General features: G+C 60.9%; 25 protein-coding genes and 1 pseudogene. 24 read left to right on the top strand and 2 right to left on the bottom strand.

The features are described 5' to 3' along the window. The first annotated feature begins 141 nt into the window (after positions 1–141). The 23 genes and pseudogenes from cbiE to E3W21_RS11795 all read left to right on the top strand — a co-directional run bounded on the left by cbiE (position 142) and on the right by E3W21_RS11795 (position 23,492). Positions 142–1,353 carry a precorrin-6y C5,15-methyltransferase (decarboxylating) subunit CbiE gene (gene cbiE / locus E3W21_RS11915; protein ID WP_134419913.1) on the top strand — a complete coding sequence of 404 codons (1,212 nt, stop codon included), beginning with the start codon at positions 142–144 and terminating at the stop codon, positions 1,351–1,353. Then, positions 1,346–2,443 (top strand): cobalt-precorrin-5B (C(1))-methyltransferase, encoded by a 1,098-nt coding sequence (locus E3W21_RS11910; RefSeq protein ID WP_129438860.1) that lies wholly within the window; start codon positions 1,346–1,348, stop codon positions 2,441–2,443. The genes cbiE and E3W21_RS11910 overlap by 8 nt, the downstream gene beginning before the upstream one ends. Then, positions 2,440–3,168, top strand: a complete 729-nt coding sequence (locus tag E3W21_RS11905; RefSeq protein ID WP_134419911.1) for a cobalt-precorrin-6A reductase — start codon at positions 2,440–2,442, stop codon at positions 3,166–3,168. The genes E3W21_RS11910 and E3W21_RS11905 overlap by 4 nt, the downstream gene beginning before the upstream one ends. 305 nt (positions 3,169–3,473) lie before the next feature. Beyond that, positions 3,474–3,872 carry a DUF2946 domain-containing protein gene (locus E3W21_RS11900; protein WP_134419909.1) on the top strand — a complete coding sequence of 133 codons (399 nt, stop codon included), beginning with the start codon at positions 3,474–3,476 and terminating at the stop codon, positions 3,870–3,872. A 48-nt stretch (positions 3,873–3,920) separates the two neighbouring features. Continuing rightward, positions 3,921–4,400: a copper chaperone PCu(A)C gene (locus E3W21_RS11895; RefSeq protein WP_129438866.1), complete on the top strand. Its 480-nt coding sequence runs from the start codon at positions 3,921–3,923 to the stop codon at positions 4,398–4,400. Positions 4,401–4,420: 20 nt separating this feature from the next. Then, positions 4,421–4,870, top strand: coding sequence for a DUF2946 domain-containing protein (locus E3W21_RS11890; protein ID WP_134419907.1), 450 nt, complete (start codon positions 4,421–4,423; stop codon positions 4,868–4,870). Between the two features lie 190 nt (positions 4,871–5,060). Next, complete coding sequence (locus E3W21_RS11880; RefSeq protein WP_134419905.1) at positions 5,061–7,178, top strand: TonB-dependent copper receptor; 2,118 nt, start codon at positions 5,061–5,063, stop codon at positions 7,176–7,178. A gap of 142 nt (positions 7,179–7,320) precedes the next feature. Next, entirely contained in the window at positions 7,321–8,700 is a 1,380-nt protein-coding gene (locus E3W21_RS11875; RefSeq protein WP_134419903.1) for a PepSY domain-containing protein, read from the top strand. A gap of 176 nt (positions 8,701–8,876) precedes the next feature. Then, entirely contained in the window at positions 8,877–9,665 is a 789-nt protein-coding gene (locus tag E3W21_RS11870; RefSeq protein WP_134419901.1) for an ABC transporter ATP-binding protein, read from the top strand. Next, positions 9,662–10,609: an ABC transporter substrate-binding protein gene (locus E3W21_RS11865; protein ID WP_134419899.1), complete on the top strand. Its 948-nt coding sequence runs from the start codon at positions 9,662–9,664 to the stop codon at positions 10,607–10,609. The genes E3W21_RS11870 and E3W21_RS11865 overlap by 4 nt, the downstream gene beginning before the upstream one ends. Further along, entirely contained in the window at positions 10,606–11,616 is a 1,011-nt protein-coding gene (locus E3W21_RS11860; RefSeq protein ID WP_134419897.1) for an iron ABC transporter permease, read from the top strand. The genes E3W21_RS11865 and E3W21_RS11860 overlap by 4 nt, the downstream gene beginning before the upstream one ends. A 309-nt stretch (positions 11,617–11,925) precedes the next feature. Further along, positions 11,926–13,191 (top strand): urea ABC transporter substrate-binding protein, encoded by a 1,266-nt coding sequence (gene urtA, locus E3W21_RS11855; RefSeq protein WP_134419895.1) that lies wholly within the window; start codon positions 11,926–11,928, stop codon positions 13,189–13,191. A gap of 163 nt (positions 13,192–13,354) precedes the next feature. Then, entirely contained in the window at positions 13,355–14,857 is a 1,503-nt protein-coding gene (urtB, locus tag E3W21_RS11850; RefSeq protein WP_134419893.1) for an urea ABC transporter permease subunit UrtB, read from the top strand. After that, entirely contained in the window at positions 14,857–15,936 is a 1,080-nt protein-coding gene (gene urtC / locus E3W21_RS11845; RefSeq protein WP_046044782.1) for an urea ABC transporter permease subunit UrtC, read from the top strand. The genes urtB and urtC overlap by 1 nt, the downstream gene beginning before the upstream one ends. After that, positions 15,933–16,805: an urea ABC transporter ATP-binding protein UrtD gene (urtD, locus tag E3W21_RS11840; protein ID WP_056746276.1), complete on the top strand. Its 873-nt coding sequence runs from the start codon at positions 15,933–15,935 to the stop codon at positions 16,803–16,805. Before urtC ends, urtD begins: the two co-directional genes overlap by 4 nt. A 133-nt stretch (positions 16,806–16,938) precedes the next feature. Then, entirely contained in the window at positions 16,939–17,637 is a 699-nt protein-coding gene (urtE, locus tag E3W21_RS11835) for an urea ABC transporter ATP-binding subunit UrtE (protein WP_129438890.1), read from the top strand. 42 nt (positions 17,638–17,679) lie between these two features. Then, on the top strand, positions 17,680–18,519 hold the full coding sequence (locus E3W21_RS11830) for an urease accessory protein UreD (RefSeq protein WP_134419891.1): 840 nt from the start codon (positions 17,680–17,682) through the stop codon (positions 18,517–18,519). A gap of 156 nt (positions 18,520–18,675) precedes the next feature. Next, on the top strand, positions 18,676–18,978 hold the full coding sequence (gene ureA / locus E3W21_RS11820) for an urease subunit gamma (protein WP_033055605.1): 303 nt from the start codon (positions 18,676–18,678) through the stop codon (positions 18,976–18,978). 9 nt (positions 18,979–18,987) lie between these two features. Next, a complete protein-coding gene (locus E3W21_RS11815; RefSeq protein WP_134419889.1) occupies positions 18,988–19,521 on the top strand; it encodes a GNAT family N-acetyltransferase in 534 nt (177 codons plus the stop codon). A gap of 6 nt (positions 19,522–19,527) precedes the next feature. Further along, on the top strand, positions 19,528–20,061 hold the full coding sequence (locus tag E3W21_RS11810; RefSeq protein ID WP_095127352.1) for a GNAT family N-acetyltransferase: 534 nt from the start codon (positions 19,528–19,530) through the stop codon (positions 20,059–20,061). Continuing rightward, a complete protein-coding gene (locus tag E3W21_RS11805; protein WP_030128285.1) occupies positions 20,061–20,366 on the top strand; it encodes an urease subunit beta in 306 nt (101 codons plus the stop codon). The genes E3W21_RS11810 and E3W21_RS11805 overlap by 1 nt, the downstream gene beginning before the upstream one ends. A 160-nt stretch (positions 20,367–20,526) precedes the next feature. Next, positions 20,527–22,227 carry an urease subunit alpha gene (gene ureC / locus E3W21_RS11800; protein ID WP_134419887.1) on the top strand — a complete coding sequence of 567 codons (1,701 nt, stop codon included), beginning with the start codon at positions 20,527–20,529 and terminating at the stop codon, positions 22,225–22,227. Positions 22,228–22,365: 138 nt separating this feature from the next. Further along, a pseudogene (locus E3W21_RS11795) lies at positions 22,366–23,492 on the top strand (sensor histidine kinase). 151 nt (positions 23,493–23,643) lie between these two features. Here the strand turns inward: E3W21_RS11795 and E3W21_RS11790 are convergent. Continuing rightward, positions 23,644–23,949 (bottom strand): chaperone modulator CbpM, encoded by a 306-nt coding sequence (locus E3W21_RS11790; protein WP_129438902.1) that lies wholly within the window; start codon positions 23,947–23,949, stop codon positions 23,644–23,646. Positions 23,950–23,972: 23 nt separating this feature from the next. Then, a complete protein-coding gene (locus tag E3W21_RS11785) occupies positions 23,973–24,920 on the bottom strand; it encodes a DnaJ C-terminal domain-containing protein (RefSeq protein ID WP_129438904.1) in 948 nt (315 codons plus the stop codon). 299 nt (positions 24,921–25,219) lie between these two features. Here E3W21_RS11785 and E3W21_RS11780 point away from each other — a divergent pair. Continuing rightward, on the top strand, positions 25,220–26,406 hold a 1,187-nt coding region (locus E3W21_RS11780; protein ID WP_134419979.1), incomplete at its 3' end, for an Hsp70 family protein.

The raw sequence follows: 26,406 nt of genomic DNA, 5'->3' as shown, positions 1-26,406 counted from the left end.
GCGTTTGTTCAAGGGAGCGACCGGCTGTGTGGGAAAGGCGCTTCGCGGGCGAAGGCGCGGTATTATGCCTGCTTTGTTCGACGGCATGAAAAGCCTGCCCGTCGGAACAGTCCGTTTGAGGACTATATTTGAGGACTGTAGATGTCACCGTGGCTGACAGTAGTGGGAATCGGCGAAGACGGCTTCAAGGGCCTGGGCAAAAACGCCCGGCACACTCTGCTGCGCGCTTCGCGGATCATTGGCGGTCAGCGGCAACTGGATTTGCTGCCGGTGTGCATCCGTGGCGAGCGACAGTTGTGGCCCAGCCCTTTCTCCCTTGAGCCGGTTTTAGCGCTGCGCGGCGAACCGGTCTGCGTACTGGCCAGCGGCGATCCGATGTTCTTTGGCGTGGGCGCAAGCCTGGCCCGGAAACTGCCCAACGATGAAATGCTGATACTGCCGGCACCCTCCTCTTGCTCGCTGGCGGCGGCTCGAATGGGCTGGCCGTTGCAGGATGTCGTCACGCTTTCGGTGGTTGCCCGTCCCATCGCCGCACTCAATGCGCAGTTGTTCAGCGGTGTTCGCTTGCTGGTGTTGAGCAACGACGGCAGGAGCCCGGCTGCAATCGCGACACTGTTGCGTGAACGCGGTTTCGGGCGAAGTCGCCTCACCGTGCTGGAACATCTGGGCGGAGCAGCCGAACGACGCATCGAGAGTGTCGCCAATGACTGGAACAATCCTCTGATCGCCGATCTGAATCTGATCGCCATCGAGTGTATCGCCGAGCCCAATACGCCGCGCCTGTCGCGACTGGCCGGTCTGCCGGACTCAGCCTTCAAACACGACGGCCAATTGACCAAGCGCGACGTGCGCGCAATCACCCTCGCCCGCCTCGCTCCGATACCTGGTGAACTATTGTGGGACGTCGGCGCAGGCAGCGGCTCGATCGGCATCGAATGGATGCGCGCCCACCCCAGTTGCCGGGCGCTGGCCATCGAGGCGGATGAAGGGCGGCAGCTGTTGATCGAACACAACCGAGATGCCCTCGGTGTTCCCGGCCTGCAGCTGATTCGCGGCAGTGCGCCGCTGGCCTTGGCCGGACTCGAGGATCCAGACGCCATTTTCATCGGTGGCGGTATCACCCGCGAGGGCGTGCTCAACACGTGTTGGGCCGCACTCAAGCCCGGCGGTCGACTGATCGCCAACGCCGTCACGCTACAAAGTGAAATGACTTTGATGGCTTGGCGCGAGCAGCACGGCGGCGAGCTGACTCGGATCCATATCGCTCAAGCCCAACCGCTGGGAGACTTCGATACCTGGCGTCAGGCGTTGCCGATTACCTTGCTGGAAGTGACGAAGCCTTTCGATGCGTGACGAAACCGCCGAACAACCCGCACCGTTGCGCAGCGGCCTGACCACCGGCAGCTGCGCGACCGCAACCAGCCTGGCGGCTGCACGTTTGTTGCTGGAAGGCACGCATTCGGACGCGGTGGACATCGTCCTGCCCAAGGGCAAGCAGGTGCAGATGCGGCTGGAGTTCTGTCGTCTGATCGACAACGGGGCCGAAGCAGGGACGATCAAGGACGCGGGCGATGACCCCGACGTGACCCATGGCGCGCTGCTTTATTCCCAGGTACGACTGAACACGGCGCCGGGCATTCGCTTCAATGCCGGGCGCGGCGTCGGCACCGTCACCCGGCCGGGGTTGGTGCTGGGCGTCGGCGAACCCGCGATCAACCCGGTACCACGCAAGATGATCACCGATCACTTGACCCTGCTGGCCGAGGAACTTGATTACCGCGGCGGTTTCGAGGTCACGGTGAACGTCGAGGGCGGTGAAGCGCTGGCCTTGAAAACCATGAACCCGCGCCTGGGGATTCTCGGCGGTTTGTCGATTCTCGGCACCAGCGGCATAGTCCGGCCGTTTTCCTGTGCGGCCTACATCGCCTCGATCCATCAGGGCATCGACGTGGCAAAAACCAACGGTTACCTGCACATCGCCGCGTGCACCGGCAATGCCAGTGAAGACACCATGCGCCGGGTCTACGACTTGCCGGAAATCGCCCTGATCGAAATGGGCGACTTCGTCGGCGCCGTGCTCAAACATCTGCGCAAAGTGCCTGTGGATAAACTCAGCCTCTGTGGCGGCTTCGGCAAGATCAGTAAACTGGCGGCCGGGCACATGGATTTGCACAGCCGACATTCGAGCATCGACCTGCCGCAACTGGCCGAGTGGGCGGCGGCGATTGGCGCCGATGAGGCGTTGCAGCAAGGGATTCGCGAAGCCAACACCAGCCAGCAAGCCTTGGCGATGGCCAGCGCTGCAGGTATCGCGCTCGGTGATGCGGTGTGTCAGCACGCGCTGGACTTTGCCCGCAGCGTGGTGCCGGCGCAGGTGCAGGTCGAAGTGTTTGCCATCGATCGCCAGGGCGGGATTGTGGGCCATGCGGGAGCTTTTCAATGAAGCGCGTGTTGTTGCTGGGTGGCGTGACAGAAGCCTTGGCCATCGCCCGGACCCTCGGGCCAGAACACATCTATAGCCTGGCCGGCGTCGGGCGTGTGCCGACGGATCTGACCTGCCAGGTTCGCGTTGGCGGTTACGGCGGTGCCGAAGGGCTTGCGAAGTTCATTCGGGATGAAGGGATCGACCTGCTCCTGGACGCAACCCACCCCTACGCCGCACAAATCAGCCAAAACGCCGCCACCGCTGCACGGTTGAGCGGCATTGCATGCTGGGCGTTAAGGCGTCCAGCCTGGCAACCACAGGCCGGGGATGACTGGCGAGATGTCAGCGACTGGGCCGAGTTGATCGAAGCGCTGAAACCGTTCCGGCGACCGCTGTTCACCCTCGGCCGCGAACCGTTGCAGCACCTGCACGAAATCCCGCCAGAGCAATTCTGGACCTTGCGTGCACTGGACGTTTACCCCGGTAACGAACGCTGCGAAGTGACTGGCGCGCGTGGGCCGTTTCTGATTGAAGATGAACGTGAGCTGTTTGAACGTCGGCAGATTGATGTGCTGATCAGCAAGAACAGCGGCAGCACGGCGACCGAACCGAAACTGGAAGTGGCACGGGAGCGTGGGGTGCCGGTGATTGTTTTGCAGCGCCCAGTGTTGCCGGGGGTTGATCGGGAGTTTGGGGCGGTGACAGACGTATTGGCAGCCCTGATAACAGAAACCACCACATAACCTGTAGCAGCTGGCGAAGCCTGCGTTCGGCTGCGAAGCAGTCGTAAATCCTGCATCCACGATTAACCTGAAAGACCGAGGCGTTTGATTTTACGACTGCTGCGCAGCCGAACGCAGCCTTCGGCAGCTGCTACAAAATTGTGTGAAGGCTGATCTGCACGGTACTGGCAATCCGTAATTCGCGACTATCATGCAGGCTATGGAGCTTGGCGCTGCGACACCACACCGCACGCCGCTTTTTTACTTATCGGCCCTGATCAGGCTAAATAGCCGCGCCTGATCGCCCACCCAACCGGATTTTTCCCATGTCCCGACAACGGCTCGCATTTGCCTGGATCGCCTGCTTCGCAGTGCTGTTCAACATGCTCGCCATGCCGATGTCCGGAGCGATGGCACAGACGGCGAAATCACCCGCCGAGCAGTTGTTGTGGGGCAGTTTCTGTTCGTCCAGCGGCACCAGGATGGTGGCGATTTCCCTGGGCGATATCGAACAGAAAGCCCCGCAGAACGACGATCACTCCAACATGCAACATTGCTGGTGCTGTTCAGGTTCCGCGCCACTGGTGGCGCTGCCCGGGCACACGCCGCAACTGTATTTCGCGCGTTTCGAGGCCAATCGAAGCCTGCCTCACGCCTCTCTCGATACACCGACACCGCGCCAGCAATGGCCGAGCCTCAACCCCCGCGCTTCCCCTCTGGTGTGATTCCTTCTCGCAATTGACCTGCGTTTTGAATCGTTCTGGAGAACTGCCATGTTGAACAAACTCATCGTTCTGGCTGTGTTGCTGCTGCCTGCCTGTTTTGCCAATGCCCACGAATACAAGGCCGGGGAGCTGGAAATCGCTCATCCGTGGTCGCAAGAGTTGCCGCCCAACGCGCCAACTGTTGCGGCTTACTTCGTGGTTCACAACAACGGTAAAACGGCCGACCGACTGCTCAGTGTCGACTCGCCCATTGCAGGCGAAGCCCAGTTGCACGAGCACGTCATGCAAAACGATCTGATGAAAATGCAGCAGGTGCCGAGCGTCGACATTCCTGCCGGTGGCAACGTCACCTTTGCGCCGATGGCCTATCACGTGATGCTGGTAAACCTGAAAGACCGCAGCCTGTTGAGCGACGGCAAACACTTCCCGCTGACGATGCATTTCGAGAAGTCCGGCGAAGTGACGGTCGACGTCTCGGTGCAGAAGAAGCCGCCGGAAGGCATGCAGACACACGCCCACGCCCAGTAAGCGACTGAGCAAAAACGCCCATGCGCCCGCTTAGCGCCAGGTCATCCGCACACCGTCGTCAGCCGTTAAGCCTGACGCGCGGAAGCTGGATCAGCCTGTTCGCCATGTTGATGATCTTTATCGGCCCGCTGATTTCTCAGTCGATGCCGATGGATCAACGCGCCTCTTCGATGACCATGAGCATGTCGATGGACATGAGCATGGACATGTCCACGATGGAGCACGCCGACCACAGCGCGCAAACCACCGCCGAACACTGCCCGCCAAAAGCCTCACATCACGCGCTCTGGGAAAAATGCGGCTATTGCAGCCTGCTGTTCAATTGCCCGGCGCTGACCGGCGGCCAGTCCTTCGTTGCATTCGACACGCCAAAAGCCACTACCTTCACCACACCCTCCCCTCGCCTGGGCCACGCCCGGCAAACCTTCTTCCCCGGCGCCCGCACCCGCGCCCCACCCATCGACGCGTAAACCCTCACATCCGATCTCACACAGTCCGAAGACAGCCAAAGCTACCTGTGGGAGCGAGCTTGCTCGCGATCGCGATGGGTCATTCAACATCCATGTCGTCTGACACACCGCTTTCGCGAGCAAGCTCGCTCCCACAAGGATTGCGCAGGCTGCCGGCCGTGTCGTTTACGACTGTTCGATGGAAATTGTCATGTCCAGGTTTTCTGCTGACACACGCTTGAGCGCTGCCCAAGCTTCTTTTGCCCCGAACGAATCCAGTATTCGTTTCAGGCACGCCACCGCCTTCCTTTGCGGTGCACTGCTGACACCGATGGTACTGGCCGATGAACACCCCGGTCACAGCGAAGAACTGAGCCCGACGGTGATCACCGCCATCGCGCCGAGTTCACCACTGACCATCGTCACCAATCCCAAGGACCCGCGCCAACCGGTGCCGGCCAGCGACGGTGGCGATTACCTGAAAACCATCCCTGGCTTCGCCCTGGTGCGCAATGGCGGCACCAACGGCGACCCGGTGCTGCGCGGCATGTTCGGTTCGCGGTTGAACATACTCACCAACGGCGGCCAGTTGCTCGGCGCCTGCCCCGGCCGAATGGACGCACCGACCTCGTACATCTCGCCGGAAACCTACGACAAACTCACCGTCATCAAAGGCCCGCAAACCGTGCTCTGGGGACCGGGCGCATCGGCCGGGACCATCCTCTTCGACCGTGAGCCGGAAAGCTTCGGCGAACTCGGCACGCGGGTGAACGCCAGCGTGCTGGCTGGCTCCAACGGCCGTTTCGACAAAGTGGTGGATGCTGCTGCCGGCGGGCCATTGGGTTACGTGCGAGTGATCGGCAACACCGCGCATGCCGACGACTACCAGGACGGTAACAACGACACCGTGCCGTCGCGCTACGACAAATGGAACGGCGACGTTGCGGTGGGCTGGACCCCGGACGCCGACACCCTGCTGGAACTCACCGCCGGCAAGGGCGATGGCGAAGCGCGTTACGCGGGACGCGGCATGGACGGCTCGCAGTTCAAGCGCGAAAGCCTGGGCCTGCGTTTCGAGAGGTCGAACATCGGTGATGTGCTGGATAAGGTCGAGGCGCAGATCTACTACAACTACGCCGACCACGTGATGGACAACTACACCCTGCGCACGCCGTCCGGCACCGGAATGATGGCAGGTCCCATGGCCTCCAACGTCGACCGTCGAACCCTCGGCGCACGGATCAAAGCCACCTGGCGCTGGGCCGATGTGCAGTTGATCAGCGGCATCGATGCGCAGACCAGCGAACATCGCCAACGCAACGCCATGGGCATCGACGTCTACAAGGACTTGCCGCGCAACAAGGACGCCGACTTTCACAACTACGGCGTGTTCAGCGAATTGACCTGGTACGCCGCCGACCGTGACCGGCTGATTACCGGCGCGCGCCTGGACCGCGCTTCGGCCAAGGATTTTCGGCAGACCACTGGCTCCGGGATGATGGCGCGTCCCAACCCAACCGCCGACGACACCCGTGCCGACACCCTGCCAAGCGGCTTCGTCCGTTACGAGCATGACCTGGCTGACAGTCCGACCACGCTGTATGCCGGCCTCGGTCACACCCAGCGTTTCCCGGATTACTGGGAGCTGTTTTCACCCAAGTCCGGCCCCGCCGGCTCAGTGAATGCCTTCGATTCGATCAAGCCTGAAAAAACCACCCAGCTCGACTTCGGCCTGCAATACAAGACCGAAGACCTCGAAGCCTGGGCCTCGGGTTACGTCGGGCAGATGCGCGACTACATCCTGTTCAACTACACGCCAACAATGATGGGCATGACCTCGCAAGCACAGAACATCGACGCGCGAATCATGGGCGGCGAATTGGGTGCGGCCTACAAGCTGACCAGCAACTGGAAAGCCGACGCGACCCTGGCCTACGCCTGGGGCAAGAACAGCAGCGACGGCAACGCACTGCCGCAAATGCCGCCGCTGGATGCACGTTTCGGCCTGACCTACAGCGAAGACAACTGGAGCGCCGGAGCGTTGTGGCGGGTGGTCGCGGCGCAAAACCGTATCGACCAGAACAAAGGCAACGTCGTCGGCAAGGACTTCGACAAGACCTCGGGCTTTGGCGTGTTCTCGCTCAACGGTGCCTATCGGATTAACAAAAACTGGAAGGTCAGCAGCGGCGTCGACAACCTGTTCGGCAAGGCTTACGCCGAGCACTTGAACCTGGCCGGCAACGCCGGTTTTGGCTATCCGGCCAATGACCCGCAAGCCATAAAAGAACCGGGGCGAACGCTCTGGACCAAGGTGGATATGAGTTTCTAACAAGAAAAGTCAAAAGATCGCAGGCTACGCCAGCTCCTACATTGGAACACGTACCCCCTGTAGGAGCTGTGTAGGAGCTGTCGAGTGAAACGAGGCTGCGATCTTTCCAAGACAATTGAATCGCCAAAGCGGAGCACAACCGATGAAACAGCCCAAAGTGAATTTCTACAACCTGGCCTGGCGCTGGCATTTCTATGCCGGTCTGTTCGTCGCGCCTTTCATGGTGATGCTGGCTTTGACCGGCGTCATTTACCTGTTCAAACCGCAACTCGACCCGTTGATGTACGGCAGCCTGCTGAACGTCCCGGCCGGGCATCACAGCGTCCCGGCCGATGACCTGCTCAAGCGGGTGAAAGAGGCTTACCCACAAGCCACGATCAAGCAGTATTTGCCACCAGTCAACGCCGAGCGCAGCGCGCAATTTGTCGTGATCAATGGCGGTAGCGAGCTCAATGTATTCGTCGATCCCTACCACGGCGACATCCTCGGAGAGCAAGACGCCAAAAAGAATCTGCAAGCCGTTGCGCGAGCGATTCACGGCGAATTGATGATCGGCACCGTCGGTGATCGACTGATCGAACTGGCCGCCGGCTGGGGCGTGGTGTTGGTGGTCTCCGGCGTGTTCTTGTGGTGGCCGCGTGGCCAGGCGGCCGGCATCCTGTGGCCACGCTTGAGCAGTCGCGGTCGAGTGCTTTGGCGTGACCTGCACGCGGTGACAGGGTTCTGGGGCGCGTCGTTGCTGCTGGTGATGCTGCTCAGCGGCATGACCTGGACCGGGTTCTGGGGCAAGCAATACGCCGACGTGTGGAATGTCTTTCCGGCAGCGATGTGGGATGACGTACCCAAATCCGATGTGGAGGCCCGCAGCCTCAACACCGCTACCCGCCAGACCGTGCCTTGGGCGATGGAAAACACACCGATGCCAATGTCCGGCGACCACGCCGAACACATGGCCCACGGTAGCGCGCAAGCGGGCCCTGCCGCACCGATCATCAGCTTGCAGGACGTGCAGAACATCGCTGCGCAACGCCAGGTCGAACCGGGTTACAGCATCACCTTTCCGACCACGACGACTGGCGTGTTCACCATCGCGGTGTTCGCCGACGACCCGCGCAACGACGCCACGCTGCATGTGGATCAGTACACCGGCGACGTCCTCGCCGACGTGCGCTTCGCGCAATACGGCACCGTCGCCCGCGCGACGGAAATCGGCGTGATGCTGCACGAAGGTAAAATGTTCGGTGCGTTCAATCAGATCATTGTGCTGCTGATCTGCCTGATGATTCTGCTCAGCGCCGTCAGCGGCGTGGTGATCTGGTGGAAGCGCCGCCCACAAGGAAAATTCGGTGTTCCGCCGCTGCGCCACGACTTGCCGAAATGGAAAACCGCGATGGTCATCATGTTCGCATTGGCGGTGGCGTTTCCATTGGTGGGCGCGTCCTTGGTGGTGGTCTGGCTGCTGGATCGGGTGCTGCTGTCGCGATTCAATCGGCAAACTGAATCGGCCTCACCTTCATCATGAAACAGGCGAGATGCGCGGTTTAGACGGATCTGTAGACTTGCCGCGCTTATCTCCCGGTCGGCTACAAGGGCCTCATCGCGAGCAAGCCCGCTCCCACATTGAAATGCGATCAACTGTGGGAGCGGGCTTGCTCGCGATGAGGCCGTCAGCAACACCGAATATTTCAGAGTAGATGCATGACCTCGCTGAACCTCACAAACCTCGCCTGGACACCCCTGAGCCACGGCCATTGCCATCACCAGTTCCAACTGCGTGATGCAACCTTGCACGTGCTCCCCGGTGAGTTCGTCGGTCTGATCGGCCCCAACGGCAGCGGCAAAACCAGCCTGCTGCGCTGTGCCTGGCGCTTCAGCAAACCCGAGAGCGGCGAGGTCAAGCTCGACCACCACAACGTCTGGAAGCAATCCTCGCGCTGGTGCGCGCAACGCATCGCCGTGGTCCTGCAGGAATTCCCCGACGCCTTCGGTCTGACCGTCGACGAAGTCGTCGCCATGGGCCGCACACCGCACAAAGGTCTGTTCGACGGCGACACCCTGGAGGACAGAGAACTCGCAACCCAGGCCCTCGATTCAGTCGGTCTGAAAGGCTTCGAGGATCATGCCTTCGCCACCCTCTCCGGCGGTGAAAAACAGCGCGTGATCCTCGCCCGCGCCCTGGCTCAGCAACCGCAAATGCTGATCCTCGACGAGCCGACCAATCACCTCGATCCGCGCTATCAGCTCGAACTGCTGCAACGGGTCAAACGCCTGAAGATCGGCACTCTGGCGAGCATCCATGACCTGAACCTGGCGGCCGCTTTCTGCGATCGGTTGTACGTGATCAACCACGGCCGCATCGTCGCCAGCGGTACACCCAAAGAAGTTCTGACCGCCCCACTGCTGCGCGATGTGTTCGGCGTCGAAGCGCTGATCGATGAACACCCCTTGCATGGCTACCCACGAATCACCTGGATCACCCAACCATGACTTTGCGTTCCCTGCTTTGCGCCGCTCTGTTGCTGGGCAATGCCCAAGCATTTGCCGAGGCCACTCACTACCCGTTGACCGTGCAGAGCTGCAACCGCGAAGTGACCTTCAAGCAAGCGCCGAAACACGCGGTCAGCCACGACATCAACATGACCCAGATGATGCTCGCCCTCGGCCTGAAACCCAGCATGGCCGGCTACAGCGGCGTGACCGGCTGGAAGTCGGTCACGCCCCAGATGCAGACCATCCTCGATGGCTTGCCGGAGTTGGCGGCCAAGTACCCGTCGGTGGAAACCCTGCTCAACGCCAACGTTGATTTCTTCTTCGCCGGTTGGGATTACGGCATGCGCGTGGGTGGTGACCTCACGCCGCAAACGTTGCAGCCGCTGGGCATCAACGTCTACGAGCTGACCGAGTCCTGCGCGTTCGTGATGAAGCGTCCGCCGGCCAGTCTGGAAGACACTTACAACGACCTGCGCAACCTCGGCAAAATCTTTGACGTGCAGGATCGCGCCAACGTCTTGATCACCCAGATGCAGGCGCAAGTCGCCGAAGTGCGCAAGGATCTGCCGGCGGACAAACCTCGCGTGTTCCTCTATGACAGCGGTGAAGACCGCGCCATGACCTCCGGCCGCCTCGGTATGCCGCAAGCGCTGATCGACGCCGCTGGCGGGCGCAATATTCTCGACGACGTCGACGCGAGTTGGACCCGGGTCAACTGGGAGAACGTGGTCGAGCGCAATCCGCAGGTGATCGTGATCGTCGACTACGGCGAAGTCACCGCCGAACAGAAAGAGCAATTTCTGATGAACAACAAGGCGCTGCAATCGGTGGACGCGATCAAGAACCAGCGCTTCATCGTGATTCCGTATGTGCAGGCCACGCCGGGGATCGACAACGTGCTGGCGGTTGAAACCCTGGCCAAGGGTTTCCACGGCGAATGATCAATCGTCGCTACGCCTTGTTGCTGGTTGCCCTCGGCGCGTTGTTGCTGGTGTCGTGCGTGGTGTCGCTGGGCTTCGGTCCGGCGCGGGTGCCGGTGGACGTGGTGTGGCGGATTCTGTTGCACAAGATTTTCGGTTTCGGCGTGCCGGACTGGGCCGCTGGGCAGGAACACATCGTCTGGCTGATTCGCGTGCCTCGCATGCTGTTGGGTGCGTTGGTCGGCGCCGGGCTCGCGCTGATCGGTGCGGTGCTGCAAGCGGTGACGCGCAATCCGCTGGCCGACCCGCATTTGCTCGGGGTCACCTCCGGCGCGACCCTCGGTGCGGTGATTGTGGTGCTGCATGTCGGTGAAATCGTCGGCTTGCTGACCTTGCCGATCGCGGCGTTTATCGGCGCGTTGCTGAGCATGTTGATCGTGCTGATGATCGCCAACCGCAACGGGCGACTGGACAGTGATCGGCTGCTGTTGTGCGGCGTGGCGGTGTCCTTCGTGATGATGGCGATCGCCAATCTGCTGCTGTTTCTGGGCGATCACCGCGCGAGTTCGGCGGTGATGTTCTGGATGCTCGGTGGGCTCGGGTTGGCGCGCTGGGAATTGCTGGCAGTGCCGGCGGCCAGCGTGTTGCTCGGGTTGGTGTTGTTGCTGGGAATGGCTCGGCCACTGAATGCGTTGATGGCGGGCGAGCAGACGGCCGTGACCCTCGGACTCAACGCTCGTACCGTGCGGTTGCGGGTGTTTTTGATTGCTTCGCTGATGACTGGAGTGCTGGTGTCGATCAGCGGGTCTATCGGGTTTGTCGGGCTGATGGTGCCGCACATTGCGCGACGTTTGGTCGGGGCGGAGCATCGGCGATTGCTGCCGGTGTGCGTGTTGTTGGGCAGCATCTTTCTCGTCTGGGTCGACGTCGCCGCCCGCACCCTGATCGCCCCCGAAGACTTGCCCATCGGCGTTGCCACTGCCGCCATCGGCGGCTTGTTCTTCATCGGCCTAATGCGCCGACGCTGAACCCCCACATCCCCCTGTAGGAGCTGTCGAGTGAAACGAGGCTGCGATCTTTTGATCTTAAAAAATCAAGATCAAAAGATCGCAGCCTCGTTTCACTCGACAGCTCCTACAGGTCTACGCCCCAATGTGGCGCACCTCTTCGCACCAACGCGCCAGGCGCGATCCTTCATGGTGCGTCGCCCAAACCGCGCAACCGCTCTAATACGACATTTCCCTGCCTTTTGCCGACCAGGCACAGCCCTTGCTAAAGCCCCTTCAGTAGTCCGCATCTGCCACCAAGAAAATTCATAAGTTCATGGAGATCGCACAATGAAGCGTCGCAGCTTGATCAAGGCTTTCACACTATCGGCAAGCATTGCCGCGATGGGCATGACCTGGAGCCTCCAGGCCGCCGAGACCATCAAGGTCGGTATTCTGCATTCGTTGTCCGGGACCATGGCGATCTCCGAAACCTCGCTGAAAGACATGGCGTTGATGACCATCGACGAGATCAACGCCAAGGGCGGCGTGAACGGCAAGATGCTGGAACCGGTGGTGGTGGACCCGGCGTCGAACTGGCCGCTGTTCGCCGAGAAAGGCCGCCAGCTGCTGACCCAGGACAAGGTGGCGGTGGTGTTCGGTTGCTGGACGTCGGTGTCGCGCAAATCGGTATTGCCGGTGTTCGAAGAGCTCAACGGTCTGCTGTTCTACCCGGTGCAATACGAAGGCGAAGAGATGTCGCCGAACGTGTTCTACACCGGTGCTGCGCCGAACCAACAGGCGATCCCGGCGGTGGAATACCTGATGAGCGAAGAAGGCGGCAGCGCCAAGCGTTACTTCCTGCTGGGCACCGACTACGTCTACCCGCGCACCACCAACAAGATCCTGCGCTCGTTCCTGCACTCCAAAGGTGTGGCCGACAAAGACATCGAAGAGGTCTACACCCCGTTCGGCCACGCCGATTACCAGACCATCGTGGCTAACATCAAAAAATTCTCGGCCGGTGGCAAGACCGCGGTCATCTCCACCGTCAACGGCGACTCCAACGTGCCGTTCTATAAAGAGCTGGCCAACCAGGGCCTGAAAGCCACTGATGTTCCGGTCGTGGCGTTCTCGGTCGGCGAAGAAGAACTGCGTGGCATCGACACCAAACCGTTGGTGGGCAACCTCGCGGCGTGGAACTACTTCGAGTCGGTCGAGAACCCGACGAACAAGAAGTTCGTTGCCGACTGGAAAGCCTACGCCAAGAAACACAACTTGCCGGGCGCCGACAAAGCGGTGACCAACGACCCGATGGAAGCCACGTACGTAGGCATCCACATGTGGGCGCAAGCGGCTGAAAAAGCCAAGTCCACTGACGTCGACAAAGTCCGCGAAGCCCTCGCTGGCCAGACCTTTGCCGCGCCGTCCGGTTACACGCTGACCATGGACAAGACCAACCACCACCTGCACAAACCGGTGATGATCGGCGAGATTCAGGCGGACGGTCAGTTCAACGTGGTGTGGCAGACCGAAGGGCCGATCCGTGCCGAGCCGTGGAGCCCGTTCATCTCGGGTAACGACAAGAAGCCGGATTATGCGGTGAAGAGCAACTAAGCCACTGGATGTCGGGGCCGGGTATGGAGCTCGGGCCCGACACAAATCCCTGTGGGAGCGAGCTTGCTCGCGAAGACGGCGGCACATCCAACATTAATGTGACTGACACACCGCATTCGCGAGCAAGCCCGCTCCCACATTTAGTCCGCGCAAGGCCATACATATGCCCACCGCCCTTTACCGCTTCTTCCTGGTCATCGCATTGCTTTTACCGATGGCTGCTTTTGCCAGCGACGCCGAAGACTTCGTCGCGGCCAATCCCGTGCAGCAAGCCAAGCTTCTGGAAGCCTGGGCCGCGCAGCCCGATCCGGCCCGTATCGAGCTGATCAACGCCCTGCAGCAAGGTGAGTTGACCGTCGACGGTCAACCGAAAACCCTGCGTCTGAACAACCGCCTGCGGGGTCTGATCGACACCGCACTGGCCAGCCACCAATTGCTCGCCACCGACGCCAAAACCCGTCTGGCCGCCGCGCAGCAATTGCAGAAAAGCGCCAAACCGGCACAGTTGAAATTTCTCGACCAGCAACTGGCTGGCGAAAAAGACGAAACCGTTCACGCCGCCCTAAGCCTGGCCTTGGCCAACCTGCAACTGGTCGACACCGACCCGCCCGTGCGCCTTGCCGCTGTGCGTCTGCTCGGTGAAACCGGTGACCCACTGGCTCGCACCCGCCTCGAAAGCCTGCTGCAACCTGGTGTCGAAGCCGACGCCGGCGTACGCACCGCTGCCGAAACCAGCCTCGCTCAGGTCAAACGCAAATTGCTGATCGGCGAGATCCTCGGCCAAGCCTTCAGCGGCATGTCCCTCGGTTCGATCCTGTTGCTTGCCGCACTCGGTCTGGCGATCACCTTCGGCCTGCTCGGCGTGATCAACATGGCCCACGGCGAAATGCTGATGCTCGGCGCGTACTCGACGTACGTGGTGCAGCTGATGTTCCAGCGCTTCGCCCCGCAAGCCATCGAGTTCTACCCGCTGATCGCGTTGCCGGTGGCGTTTTTCGTCACCGCCGCCATCGGCATGGCGCTGGAACGTACGGTGATTCGCCACCTCTATGGCCGTCCATTGGAAACCCTGCTCGCCACGTGGGGCATCAGCCTGATGCTGATTCAACTGGTGCGATTGGTGTTCGGTGCGCAGAACGTCGAAGTGGCCAACCCGGCGTGGCTATCGGGCGGGATTCAAGTGCTGCCGAATCTGGTGCTGCCGTACAACCGCATCGTCATCATTGCCTTCGCGCTGTTTGTGGTGGTGCTCACCTGGTTGCTGCTGAACAAGACACGCCTCGGTTTGAACGTGCGCGCCGTCACCCAGAACCGCAACATGGCCGCCTGCTGCGGCGTACCAACCGGGCGTGTCGACATGCTCGCCTTCGGCCTCGGCTCAGGCATTGCCGGACTCGGTGGCGTAGCCCTCAGCCAGATCGGCAACGTCGGCCCGGACCTCGGCCAAAGCTACATCATCGACTCGTTCCTGGTGGTGGTGCTCGGTGGCGTCGGTCAGCTGGCCGGTAGTGTGCTCGCCGCGTTCGGCCTCGGCATCGCCAACAAAATTCTCGAACCGCAGATCGGTGCCGTGCTCGGCAAGATCCTGATCCTCGCGCTGATCATTCTGTTCATCCAGAAACGTCCGCAAGGCCTCTTCGCACTGAAAGGACGGGTGATCGACTGATGAATCAGCCTCTGATGCTCACGGCCACACAAAAGGCCGGCCCCAAAGTCACGATCGCCGTTGGCGCGGTGATCCTCGTTCTGCTGCTGGCGTTGCCGTTGCTGTCGTTGTTGTCGCCGGACAGCACGTTTCACGTCTCGGCTTACACGCTGACGTTGGTAGGCAAGATTCTCTGCTACGCGATTGTTGCGCTGGCCCTCGATCTGGTCTGGGGTTACGCCGGTCTGTTGTCCCTTGGTCACGGCTTGTTCTTCGCCCTCGGCGGCTACGCGATGGGCATGTACCTGATGCGCCAGGCCTCGGGCGATGGCTTGCCGGCGTTCATGACCTTTCTGTCGTGGACTGAATTACCGTGGTACTGGACCGGCACCAGCAGTTTCCTCTGGTCGATGTGTCTGGTGGTGCTGGCACCGGGGTTGCTGGCGCTGGTATTCGGCTTCTTCGCCTTCCGCTCACGGATCAAGGGCGTGTATTTCTCGATCATGACCCAAGCCCTGACCTTTGCCGGGATGCTGCTGTTCTTCCGCAACGAAACCGGGTTTGGCGGCAACAACGGCTTTACCAACTTCCGCACCATTCTTGGCTTTGGCATCACCGAACCGGGCACTCGTGCGGTGCTGTTTTTCGCCACGGTGGTGTTGCTGGTGGCGAGCCTGTTCATTGGTTGGCGCCTGGCGCAGAGCAAGTTCGGTCGCGTGTTGACCGCCCTGCGGGATGCGGAAAACCGCCTGATGTTCTGCGGTTACGACCCGCGCGGTTTCAAGCTGTTCGTCTGGGTGTTGAGCGCAGTGTTGTGCGGCTTGGCCGGTGCGCTGTACGTGCCGCAAGTCGGCATCATCAACCCGAGCGAAATGTCACCGACCAATTCCATTGAAGCCGCCGTGTGGGTGGCGCTGGGTGGTCGCGGCACGCTGATCGGTCCACTGCTCGGCGCCGGCGTGGTCAACGGGATGAAGAGCTGGTTCACCGTGGCCTTCCCGGAATACTGGCTGTTCTTCCTCGGTGCGCTGTTCATCGTCGTGACCTTGTACCTGCCCAAAGGCGTGATCGGTTTGCTGAAAAAAAGGGGTGAGCAATGAGAGTGACTGCGACGGCTGAATTCATGCTCGAACCGGCGTTTTTTCCGCCACTGGAACCCAACCGGGACGCCGGCAGCAGCCGCGACGCCATCGGCCTCGGTCAACGCGTCGGCCCCGGCCTGAATACGCGCCACGGCACGATCCTGACGCTTGAAGACATCAGCGTCAGCTTCGATGGTTTCAAGGCGCTGAACGATCTGAACCTGTACATCGGCGTCGGCGAATTGCGCTGCATCATCGGCCCCAACGGCGCGGGCAAGACCACGCTGATGGACGTGATCACCGGCAAGACTCGCCCCAGTCACGGCAAGGCCTGGTTCGGTGAAACCCTCGACCTGACGCAGATGAGCGAAGTGCAAATCGCCCAGGCCGGCATCGGTCGCAAGTTCCAGAAGCCGACAGTGTTCGAAGCCTTGAGCGTTTTTGAAAACCTGGAGCTGGCGCAAAAAACCGACAAGTCGGTGTGGGCCAGCCTGCGGGCTCGCCTGAGTGGCGAACAGAAAGATCGCATCAGCGAAGTGCTGGAGACCATTCGCCTGACCACGTCGGTCAATCGCCCGGCGGGTTTGTTGTCCCACGGTCAGAAGCAGTTTCTGGAAATCGGCATGTTGCTGATGCAGGACCCGCAACTGCTGCTGCTCGACGAGCCGGTAGCGGGCATGACCGACGCCGAGACCGAGTTCACCGCCGAATTGTTCAAGAGCCTGGCGGGCAAGCATTCGCTGATGGTGGTGGAACACGACATGGGCTTCGTCGGCTCCATCGCCGACCACGTCACCGTGTTGCACCAGGGCAGCGTGTTGGCCGAAGGGTCGCTGGAGCAGGTGCAGGATAACGAGCGCGTGATCGAGGTGTACCTCGGCCGCTAAGGCCAGTTGAGGACTGCTCTATGTGGGAGCGGGCTTGCTCGCGAAAGCGGTGTGTCAGTCAACTCATATGTTGAATGTGAGTCCGCCTTCGCGAGCAAGCCCGCTCCCACAGGGGACTGAGGAGAATTTAAAGATGCTGCAAGTCGACAAGCTGCACCAGTATTACGGCGGTAGTCACATCCTGCGCGGCCTGACGTTTGACGTGAAGGTCGGCGAAGTCACCTGCCTGCTCGGCCGTAACGGCGTCGGCAAGACCACCCTGCTCAAGTGCCTGATGGGTTTGTTGCCGGCCAAAGAAGGCGCGGTGAACTGGGAAGGCAAACCGATTACCACGTTCAAGCCACACCAGCGGGTTCACGCAGGGATCGCTTACGTGCCTCAGGGTCGGGAAATTTTCGGCCGGCTGACCGTGGAAGAAAACCTGTTGATGGGCCTGTCGCGATTTCCCGGTGCTGAAGCCAAGGAAGTCCCGGCGTTCATCTACGAGCTGTTTCCGGTGCTGCTGCAGATGAAGCAGCGGCGAGGCGGTGACTTGTCCGGTGGCCAGCAGCAGCAATTGGCGATCGGCCGAGCGTTGGCCAGCCGTCCACGCCTGCTGATTCTCGACGAGCCCACCGAAGGCATCCAGCCATCTGTGATCAAGGAAATCGGCGCCGTGATCAAGAAGCTCGCAGCCCGTGGCGACATGGCAATTCTGCTGGTAGAGCAGTTTTACGATTTCGCCGCCGAACTGGCCGATCAGTACCTGGTGATGTCCCGGGGCGAAATCGTGCAACAGGGTCGCGGAGAAAATATGGAGGCCGAGGGTGTACGCGGTCTGGTTACGATATAAGGCTACGATCTAATCTGTAGCGTCCCACGATAATTAGAAGCCATGAATTTACCTGTTCCCACTGCCCTGTTTACCCCGAGCTGGCACGCCGAGCTGGAACTCGGCTACGCCCGATTCGGCGACAGTACGCGCCCGGTTCAGCGCCGCCACAAAGGCCCGCTGCGGGTGCAGAAGCACCTGTATGCCGAAGGGCCGGAGGTTTGCCAGCACATCATCGTGCACCCGCCCGGCGGGATTGCCGGGGGTGATCGGCTGGACATCTCGACCAGTGTCGGCCGCGATGCCTGGGCGCAAATCACCAGCCCCGGCGCGGCCAAGTGGTATCGCGCAGCGGGGCCCGCTTATCAGCAGCTGGATTTGAAAGTGGCGACCGGTGCGACACTTGAATGGTTGCCACAAGAAACGATCATTTTCAGTGCCGCCCAGGCTGAACTCAGCACGTGCATCGACCTTGAAGGCGATGCCCGATTGTTTTACTGGGATGTGGTGGCGCTGGGCAGGCCGGCCAGCGGCGAGCGTTTCGACCTCGGCCATTTTCAGGCGCAGCTGGACATCCGCCGCAACGGCCAGTTGCTCTGGCACGAACGCCAGCGCATTGTCGGGGGCGATGGTTTGCTTGACTCGCCGATTGGGATGGATGGGCAACCGGTGTTTGCGACGCTGTTGGTGACTGGGGAGGTTGATAGTGAATTGCTGGAGAGGTGCCGTGCTCTGCCCAACGAGGTGCGCGGAGATCTGACGCAATTGCCGGGGCTTCTGATTGCACGGTGCCTGGCCAGTGAAGCGCTGCTGGCGCGGGGCTGGCTGATTGATTTGTGGCGATTGCTCAGGCCGGTGTTACTTGGCCGGGAAGCGGTCCCACCCAGAATATGGAGCACCTGAAATGCGATACAAATGTGGGAGCGGGCTTGCTCGCGAATGCGGTGTGTCAGTCAGCATTAATGTCGCCTGACACACCGCATTCGCGAGCAAGCCCGCTCCCACAGGTTTTGTATTCACAGATCCAATAACTTTATCTGCCCAGATGGATTCCAAACGATGGACCTGACCCCACGCGAAAAAGACAAGCTGCTGATCTTCACTGCCGGCCTCGTGGCCGAGCGGCGTTTGGCGCGCGGCGTGAAACTCAACTACCCGGAAGCCATGGCCTACATTTCCGCCGCGCTGCTCGAAGGCGCCCGTGACGGCCGCACCGTGGCCGAGCTGATGCACTTCGGCACCACCCTGCTCAGCCGCGAACAAGTGATGGAAGGCATCCCGGAAATGATCCCGGAGATCCAGGTCGAAGCGACCTTTCCCGACGGCACCAAACTGGTCACCGTTCACCAACCGATCGCCTGAGGCCGCGCCATGACTTACCACATCCGCGATGCAGCGCATGCCGACTTGCCGGCGATCCGCGACATCTACAACGACGCCGTGCTCAACACCACGGCCATCTGGAACGAACAGGCCGTGGATTTGGGTAACCGCCAGGCCTGGTTCAGCGCCCGGCAATCCCAGGGCTACCCGATTTTGGTGATCGTCGAAGGCGACAACACGGTGCTGGGCTACGCTTCATTCGGTGACTGGCGGCCGTTCGACGGGTTCCGCCACACCGTCGAGCACTCGGTTTACGTGCGCAGCGACCAGCGTGGCAATGGTCTCGGCCCGCAATTGATGACCGCGTTGATCGAGCGCGCCCAAGGCTGTGGAAAACACGTGATGGTCGCCGCCATCGAAAGCGGTAACGCCTCTTCTATTCGCCTGCATGAACGAGCCGGTTTCGTGACGACCGGCCAGATGCCTCAGGTGGGCACCAAGTTCGGTCGCTGGCTGGACCTGACCTTTATGCAACTGACCCTCAATCCTGGCGCGGAACCGCCGACCGCCAACAAGGAGTAATTTGCCATGAACGCCGCCCAACTGCGCCGCGTCAATGTTGAAAGCTTTGCGCACTATCGTCAGGGTTTGATTGATCTGCTGCTCGACGCCGTCGGCTATGGCGCCAGCGTCGGGTTCATGGCCAATCTTGACGCCACCCAGGCCCGAGCCTATTTCGATGATGTCCAGGAGAACCTGAACAAGGGCAATGTGCTGCTGTGGGTGGTGGTCAAGGACGAGCAAGTACAGGCCAGTGTGCAATTGACCTTGTGCCAGAAAGCCAATGGACTGAACCGCGCCGAAGTGCAAAAACTGCTGGTGCGTGAACATGCGCGTCGCCGGGGCCTGGGCCAACAGTTGATGAGCGCACTGGAAACGGCCGCCCTCCAGCACAAACGCGGCATGCTCTACCTCGACACCGAGGCCGGCTCTCCCGCCGAAGACTTCTACAAGGCCCTGGGTTACACCCGCGCGGGTGAAATCCCCGACTACGCCTGCGACCCGAGCGGTCGCTACAAACCGACCGCGCTCTACTACAAGATTCTCCAAGGAGCCCATTGATGATTCCCGGTGAATACCAGATCCAGCCCGGTGACATCGAACTTAACGTTGGCCGCCGCACCCTCAGCCTGAAGGTAGCCAACAGCGGCGACCGCCCGATCCAGGTCGGCTCGCATTACCACTTCTTCGAAACCAACGATGCGCTGACATTCGACCGCGCCGCCAGCCGCGGCATGCGCCTGAACATCCCTGCCGGCACCGCCGTGCGCTTCGAACCGGGACAGAGCCGCGAAGTCGAGTTGGTAGACCTGGCCGGACATCGCCGGGTGTTCGGGTTTGCTGGCAGGATCATGGGTGATCTCTGACTAATGCGGTGTCTGCACTGGCCCCTTCGCGAGCAAGCCCGCTCCCACATTAGGCCGAGTTCCTCCAGATGGAATGTGGACAAATGTGGGAGCGGGCTTGCTCGCGAATCTGTGAGCGAAGCGAACAGTCTTAAATCCAATTAAATCTCAAGGCGAACGAATGAAGATTTCCCGTCAGGCCTACGCCGACATGTTCGGCCCCACCGTCGGTGACAAGGTCCGCCTAGCCGACACCGAACTGTGGATCGAGGTCGAGAAAGACTTCACCACCTACGGCGAAGAAGTGAAATTCGGCGGCGGTAAAGTCATCCGCGACGGCCAGGGTCAAAGCCAATTACTCGCCGCAGATGTCGTCGATACGCTGATCACCAACGCGTTGATCATCGACCACTGGGGCATCGTCAAGGCCGACGTCGGCCTCAAGGACGGCCGCATCGCCGCCATCGGCAAGGCCGGCAACCCGGACATCCAGCCGAACGTGACCATCGCGGTCGGTGCCAGCACCGAAGTCATCGCCGGTGAAGGCATGATCCTCACCGCGGGCGGCATCGACACGCACATCCATTTCATCTGCCCGCAGCAGATCGAAGAAGCATTGATGAGCGGCGTCACCACCATGATCGGCGGCGGCACCGGCCCGGCCACGGGCACCAATGCAACCACCTGCACGTCCGGACCGTGGCACCTGGCGCGCATGCTCCAGGCCGCCGATGCGTTCCCAATGAACATTGGCTTCACCGGCAAGGGCAACGCCAGCCTGCCGGAACCGTTGATCGAGCAGGTCAAGGCCGGTGCCATCGGCCTCAAGTTGCACGAGGATTGGGGCACTACGCCAGCGAGCATCGATAACTGCCTGAACGTCGCCGACCAGTACGACGTGCAGGTGGCGATCCACACCGACACGCTCAACGAATCGGGATTCGTCGAAACCACCCTCGCCGCCTTCAAGGGCCGCACCATCCACACCTATCACACCGAAGGCGCCGGTGGCGGCCATGCCCCGGACATTATCAAGGCCTGCGGGTTTGCCAACGTGCTGCCGAGTTCCACCAACCCGACCCGGCCGTTCACCCGCAACACCATCGACGAACACCTCGACATGCTGATGGTCTGCCATCACCTGGACCCAAGCATTGCCGAAGACGTGGCCTTCGCCGAAAGCCGCATCCGCCGCGAAACCATCGCCGCCGAAGACATCCTCCACGACCTCGGCGCGTTCTCGATGATCAGCTCCGACAGCCAGGCGATGGGCCGCGTTGGCGAAGTGATCACCCGTACCTGGCAGACCGCCGACAAGATGAAAAAACAGCGCGGCCCGTTGCCCGGTGACGGTGAAGGCAACGACAACTTCCGCGCCAAACGCTACATCGCCAAGTACACGATCAACCCGGCGATCACCCATGGCATCAGCCATGAAGTGGGTTCCATCGAGGTGGGAAAATGGGCGGATCTGGTGCTGTGGCGCCCGGCGTTTTTTGGCGTGAAACCGACGCTGATCCTCAAGGGTGGCGCGATTGCGGCCAGCCTGATGGGGGACGCCAACGCCTCGATCCCGACGCCGCAACCGGTGCATTACCGCCCGATGTTCGCCAGTTACGGTGGGTCGCTGCACGCCACCAGCCTGACCTTCATCAGTCAGGCCGCGCAGGACGCCGGATTGCCCGAAGCCCTGGGTTTGAAGAAGAAAATCGCAGTGGTCAAAGGTTGCCGCGAGGTGCAGAAAACCGATCTGATCCACAACGACTATCTGCCGAACATCGACGTCGATCCACAGACCTATCAAGTCAAGGCCGATGGCGTGCTGTTGTGGTGTGAGCCGGCAGAAACCCTGCCGATGGCCCAACGGTATTTCCTGTTCTGAATCCGCAAGGCCCGACTTCAAGCGGCACCAGCCCTGAGGTCGGATTTGCCCCGGTTCGAGCGCCATCCGGAGTATTCGCTAACGTCAGATATGGGGCTAAGATGCCTCACCCGCCCTTTGCGCTTAAGGTAAACGCCCATGCGCCTCAGTGATTTCATCGCCCAGCACGTAGACCGTATCGTCGATGAATGGGAACAGTTCGCCAGTACCATCACCCCGGCAGCCGAAAACATGGACCGAGTAGCCTTGCGCGACCACGCCAGGGCGATTCTGCTCGCCGCCGCCCGGGACATGACCAAGCCCCAGACCGCCAGCGAACAGCTCGCCAAAGCCAAGGGTGAAGGCCCGGAAAAAACCCCAAGCCTGGACGAAGCCGGTGCCAGCATGGTGAATTGCGCCACACCGTGGGTTTCGATCTGGTGCAGATGACCAGCGAATTCCGTCACCTGCGTGCCTGTGTGATTCGCCTGTGGGTCGACAGCCTGGAATCGCCGGACCTGGCCTATTTCCAGGACATGATCCGCTTCAACGAAGCCATCGATGAAGCGCTTGCCGAATCGACGGCGGCCTATGCCGAGCAGGTCAATCGCTCGCGGGACATGTTCCTGGCGATTCTTGGCCATGACCTGCGAGCGCCACTGCAAGCGGTGAGCATGTCCACTGAAATGCTGCTGCGCAAAACCACGCTCGAGGACGACGCGCTGACCTTCGCGATCAACATCAAGCGCGGTGCGCGGCACATGGCGGTGATGGTCAGCGATTTGCTGGAACTGGTGCGCAGCCGCTTGGGCAAGAGCCTGCCGATCGAACCGGCGCCCATGGACCTGGCCGACGCCGCACATGTTGCGATTGCCCAAGCCTGCGCCGGTAACCCGGAATGCGATCCGACGCTGAACGTAGTGGGGGACACCCGCGGTGTGTGGGATGCCGGGAGGCTTGACCAACTGCTGCAGAACCTGATCGGCAATGCGTTGCAACATGGTTTGAACAAGCGTGACGTGACAGTCACCCTCAGCGGCGAACCCGACGCGGTTCGCCTCACGGTGCATAACTACGGAGCGCCGATTCCCGAGGATGCTATCGGCACGATCTTCGATCCACTGGTGCGCAGCGCCGACGAAGAGCTCGGCCAGCCATCCACCAGCCTCGGTTTGGGCCTGTTTATCGTCAAGGAAGTGGTCAACGCCCATTCCGGGACGATCGAGGTCAGCTCGAACGAGACCGATGGCACGCTGTTTACCGTGGTGTTGCCCAGAAAGGTGTGATGCCGGGAGACCGCGTTATCGTTCTTCGCGAGCAAGCCCGCTCCCACAGGTGATTTTCTGTGAACAAGATTTGTGCACGCCAGCGATCTACTGTGGGAGCGGGCTTGCTCGCGAAAGCGGACTGGCAGGCGCCACAAAAACATCAGAACGATTACTCAACCACCAACCGCCCCAGCCGCTGCTTGAGCATGCGGTTCTCGGCCCGCAGTTGCTGCACTTCTTCAAGCAGGTCCAGCGCCAGGGCGACGCCTTCCCATTCCAGCTCCAGATCGTGCCGCAGCTTGGCGGCACGTTTGGCCAGTGCCAACTCATAATCGTTGAAACGCCAATCCTTGGGCTGGTTGCCCTGAGGTTCGAGGATGCCGTGTTCGACGATTTCGATCACGTAGACGTCCGACAGGTCGGTCGCCTCACAGAATTCTGCCATGTCCAGTTGAACGATCAGGGGGTTGCTCATGATGGGCTACTCCGTCTCTTGGATCAGAAGTGTTCTCTGGGGTTGAAAGCCGCTTTTTTCGCCAGTTCCTGCCACAACGCCTTGACCTCGTCGTCCGAGGCGTTAGGCATGACGGCCTTGAGTTGTACAAACAGATAACCGCGATGGCCGGCCTTGTTCATCAAGCCGTGGCCCTTGGCGCGCATGCGCTGGCCATTCTGACTGCCGGCCGGAACCTTGAGGTTGATCTTGCCCGTCAGGGTCGGCACGGCAACTTCGGCGCCCAACGCCAATTCCCACGGAGCCAACGGCAAGGTAATGATCAGGTTCTCGCCTTCGACGTCGAACTTGGGGTGCGGCGCAAAGCGAATGATCAAGAACAAGTCGCCATTGGCCCCGCCACCCGTGCCCGGTGCACCCTGGCCCTTGAGGCGGATGCGCTCGCCGTCGGTCACGCCGGCCGGGATCTTCACGTTCAGGCTTTTGCTGGTGTTGCTGACATGCTGGCCGGCAGCATTGTACTGCGGCACCTGGAAGGTGACCTTCTTCGATTCGTTCGAGAGGGTTTCTTCCAGAAAAATCCCAAGTTCCATTTCCACGTCTTGCCCTCGACGTCCGGCGCTACGGCCCGACTGTCCACCACCAAAACCAGGGCCACGGTTGCCGAAAATCGAACTGAAGAAGTCCGAAAAATCGCCTGTGTCCTGACCACCGCCGAAACCGCCTGCGCCACGACCCTGCCAACCCGGCGGGCCCTGGAACGGTTGGCCGTGCTGGCCGTATTTGCGCAAGTCGTCGTATTCGGCGCGCTTGTCGGCGCTTTTCAGCGCTTCATAGGCTTCCGAGGCGTCTTTGAATTTGGACTCGGCGTCCTTTTCCTTGCTGACGTCCGGGTGATACTTGCGCGCCAGCTTGCGATAGGCGGCCTTGATCGTCTTATCGTCCGCGGTCGGTTCCACACCGAGAATCTTGTAATAGTCTTTGAAGTCCATCTAAGGATCACCATCCGTTATCGATATCGCGCCACCACCGGCAGCATGCGCTTATTGGCAGCCGCCGGGTTGACCGATCTCAAGGTTGTGACCGGGCAGCGCATCAGAAGTTTATATCGGCAGCGGTGGGCGGTTCTTGCGACCGTCCGATGGCTGCCAGGCCCAATGCAGACAAGTTTGGGGCATCGGGGCATCTTATCAAGGCGCTAATCGCTGAGATTTAGCGGATAGTCGGCCTTCGAATCTGCGCCGCACTGACATACACTGCGCGGCCGTTTTTTAACCGGAACTCGAAAGACATGAAAAACGCATCTCCAGCCCGTGCCTGTGGTATCGACTTCGGCACGTCCAACTCCACCGTCGGCTGGCTGCGCCCCGGCATGGAAACGCTGATCGCGCTGGAGGACGACAAGATCACCCTGCCTTCGGTGGTCTTCTTCAACATGGAAGAACGCCGCCCGGTGTACGGCCGCCTCGCGCTGCACGAGTACCTGGAAGGCTATGAAGGCCGGTTGATGCGCTCGCTCAAGAGCCTGCTGGGCTCCAAGCTCATCAAGCACGACACCAGCGTCCTCGGCACGGCGATGCCGTTCAAGGACCTGCTCGGACTGTTTATCGGCCAGCTGAAGAAGCGCGCCGAAACCGCCGCCGGTCGCGAGTTCGATGAAGTGGTGCTCGGTCGTCCGGTGTTCTTCGTCGATGACGATGAAATGGCCGACCAGGAAGCCGAAAACACCCTGGTGGACGTGGCCCGCGCCATCGGTTTCAAAGACGTTTCGTTCCAGTACGAACCGATTGCGGCGGCTTTCGACTATGAGTCGACCATCGAAAAAGAAGAGCTGGTACTGATCGTCGACATCGGCGGTGGTACGTCAGACTTCTCGCTGGTGCGTCTGTCCCCTGAACGCCGTACCCACGACAACCGTCACGATGACATCCTCGCCACCGGCGGCGTGCACATCGGCGGGACCGATTTCGACAAGCAGTTGAGCCTGCAAGGCCTGATGCCGCTATTCGGCTACGGTAGCCGGATGAAGAGCGGCGCTTACATGCCGACCAGCCACCACATGAACCTGGCGACCTGGCACACCATCAACTCGGTGTATTCGCAGAAGTCGACCCTGGCGCTGGGCAGCATGCGCTACGACATCGAAGACACCGGCGGCATCGATCGCCTGTTCAAGCTGATCGACCAGCGTGCCGGCCACTGGCTGGCCATGGAAGTGGAAGAAACCAAGATCCAGCTGACCAACGCCGACAGCCGCCATGTGCCGCTGGACCGCATCGAACCGGGTTTGAGCGTGGAGTTGAGCCGGGCACTGTTCGAATCGGCCATCGACAACCTGCTCGAGCGCGTGCGCAACAGCGTGACCCAGCTACTGAACGACGCCAACGTGCGGGTCGATCAGGTGGATACGGTGTTTTTCACGGGCGGTTCGAGTGGGATTCCGGCACTGCGTAACAGCGTCTCGGCGATGTTGCCGAA

This window comes from Pseudomonas sp. F01002 (assembly GCF_004402115.1).
Classification (GTDB): domain Bacteria; phylum Pseudomonadota; class Gammaproteobacteria; order Pseudomonadales; family Pseudomonadaceae; genus Aquipseudomonas; species Aquipseudomonas frigoris.
The sequence above is the reverse complement of the archived record's forward strand: the minus strand, read 5'-3'. Positions and strand labels throughout refer to the sequence as shown.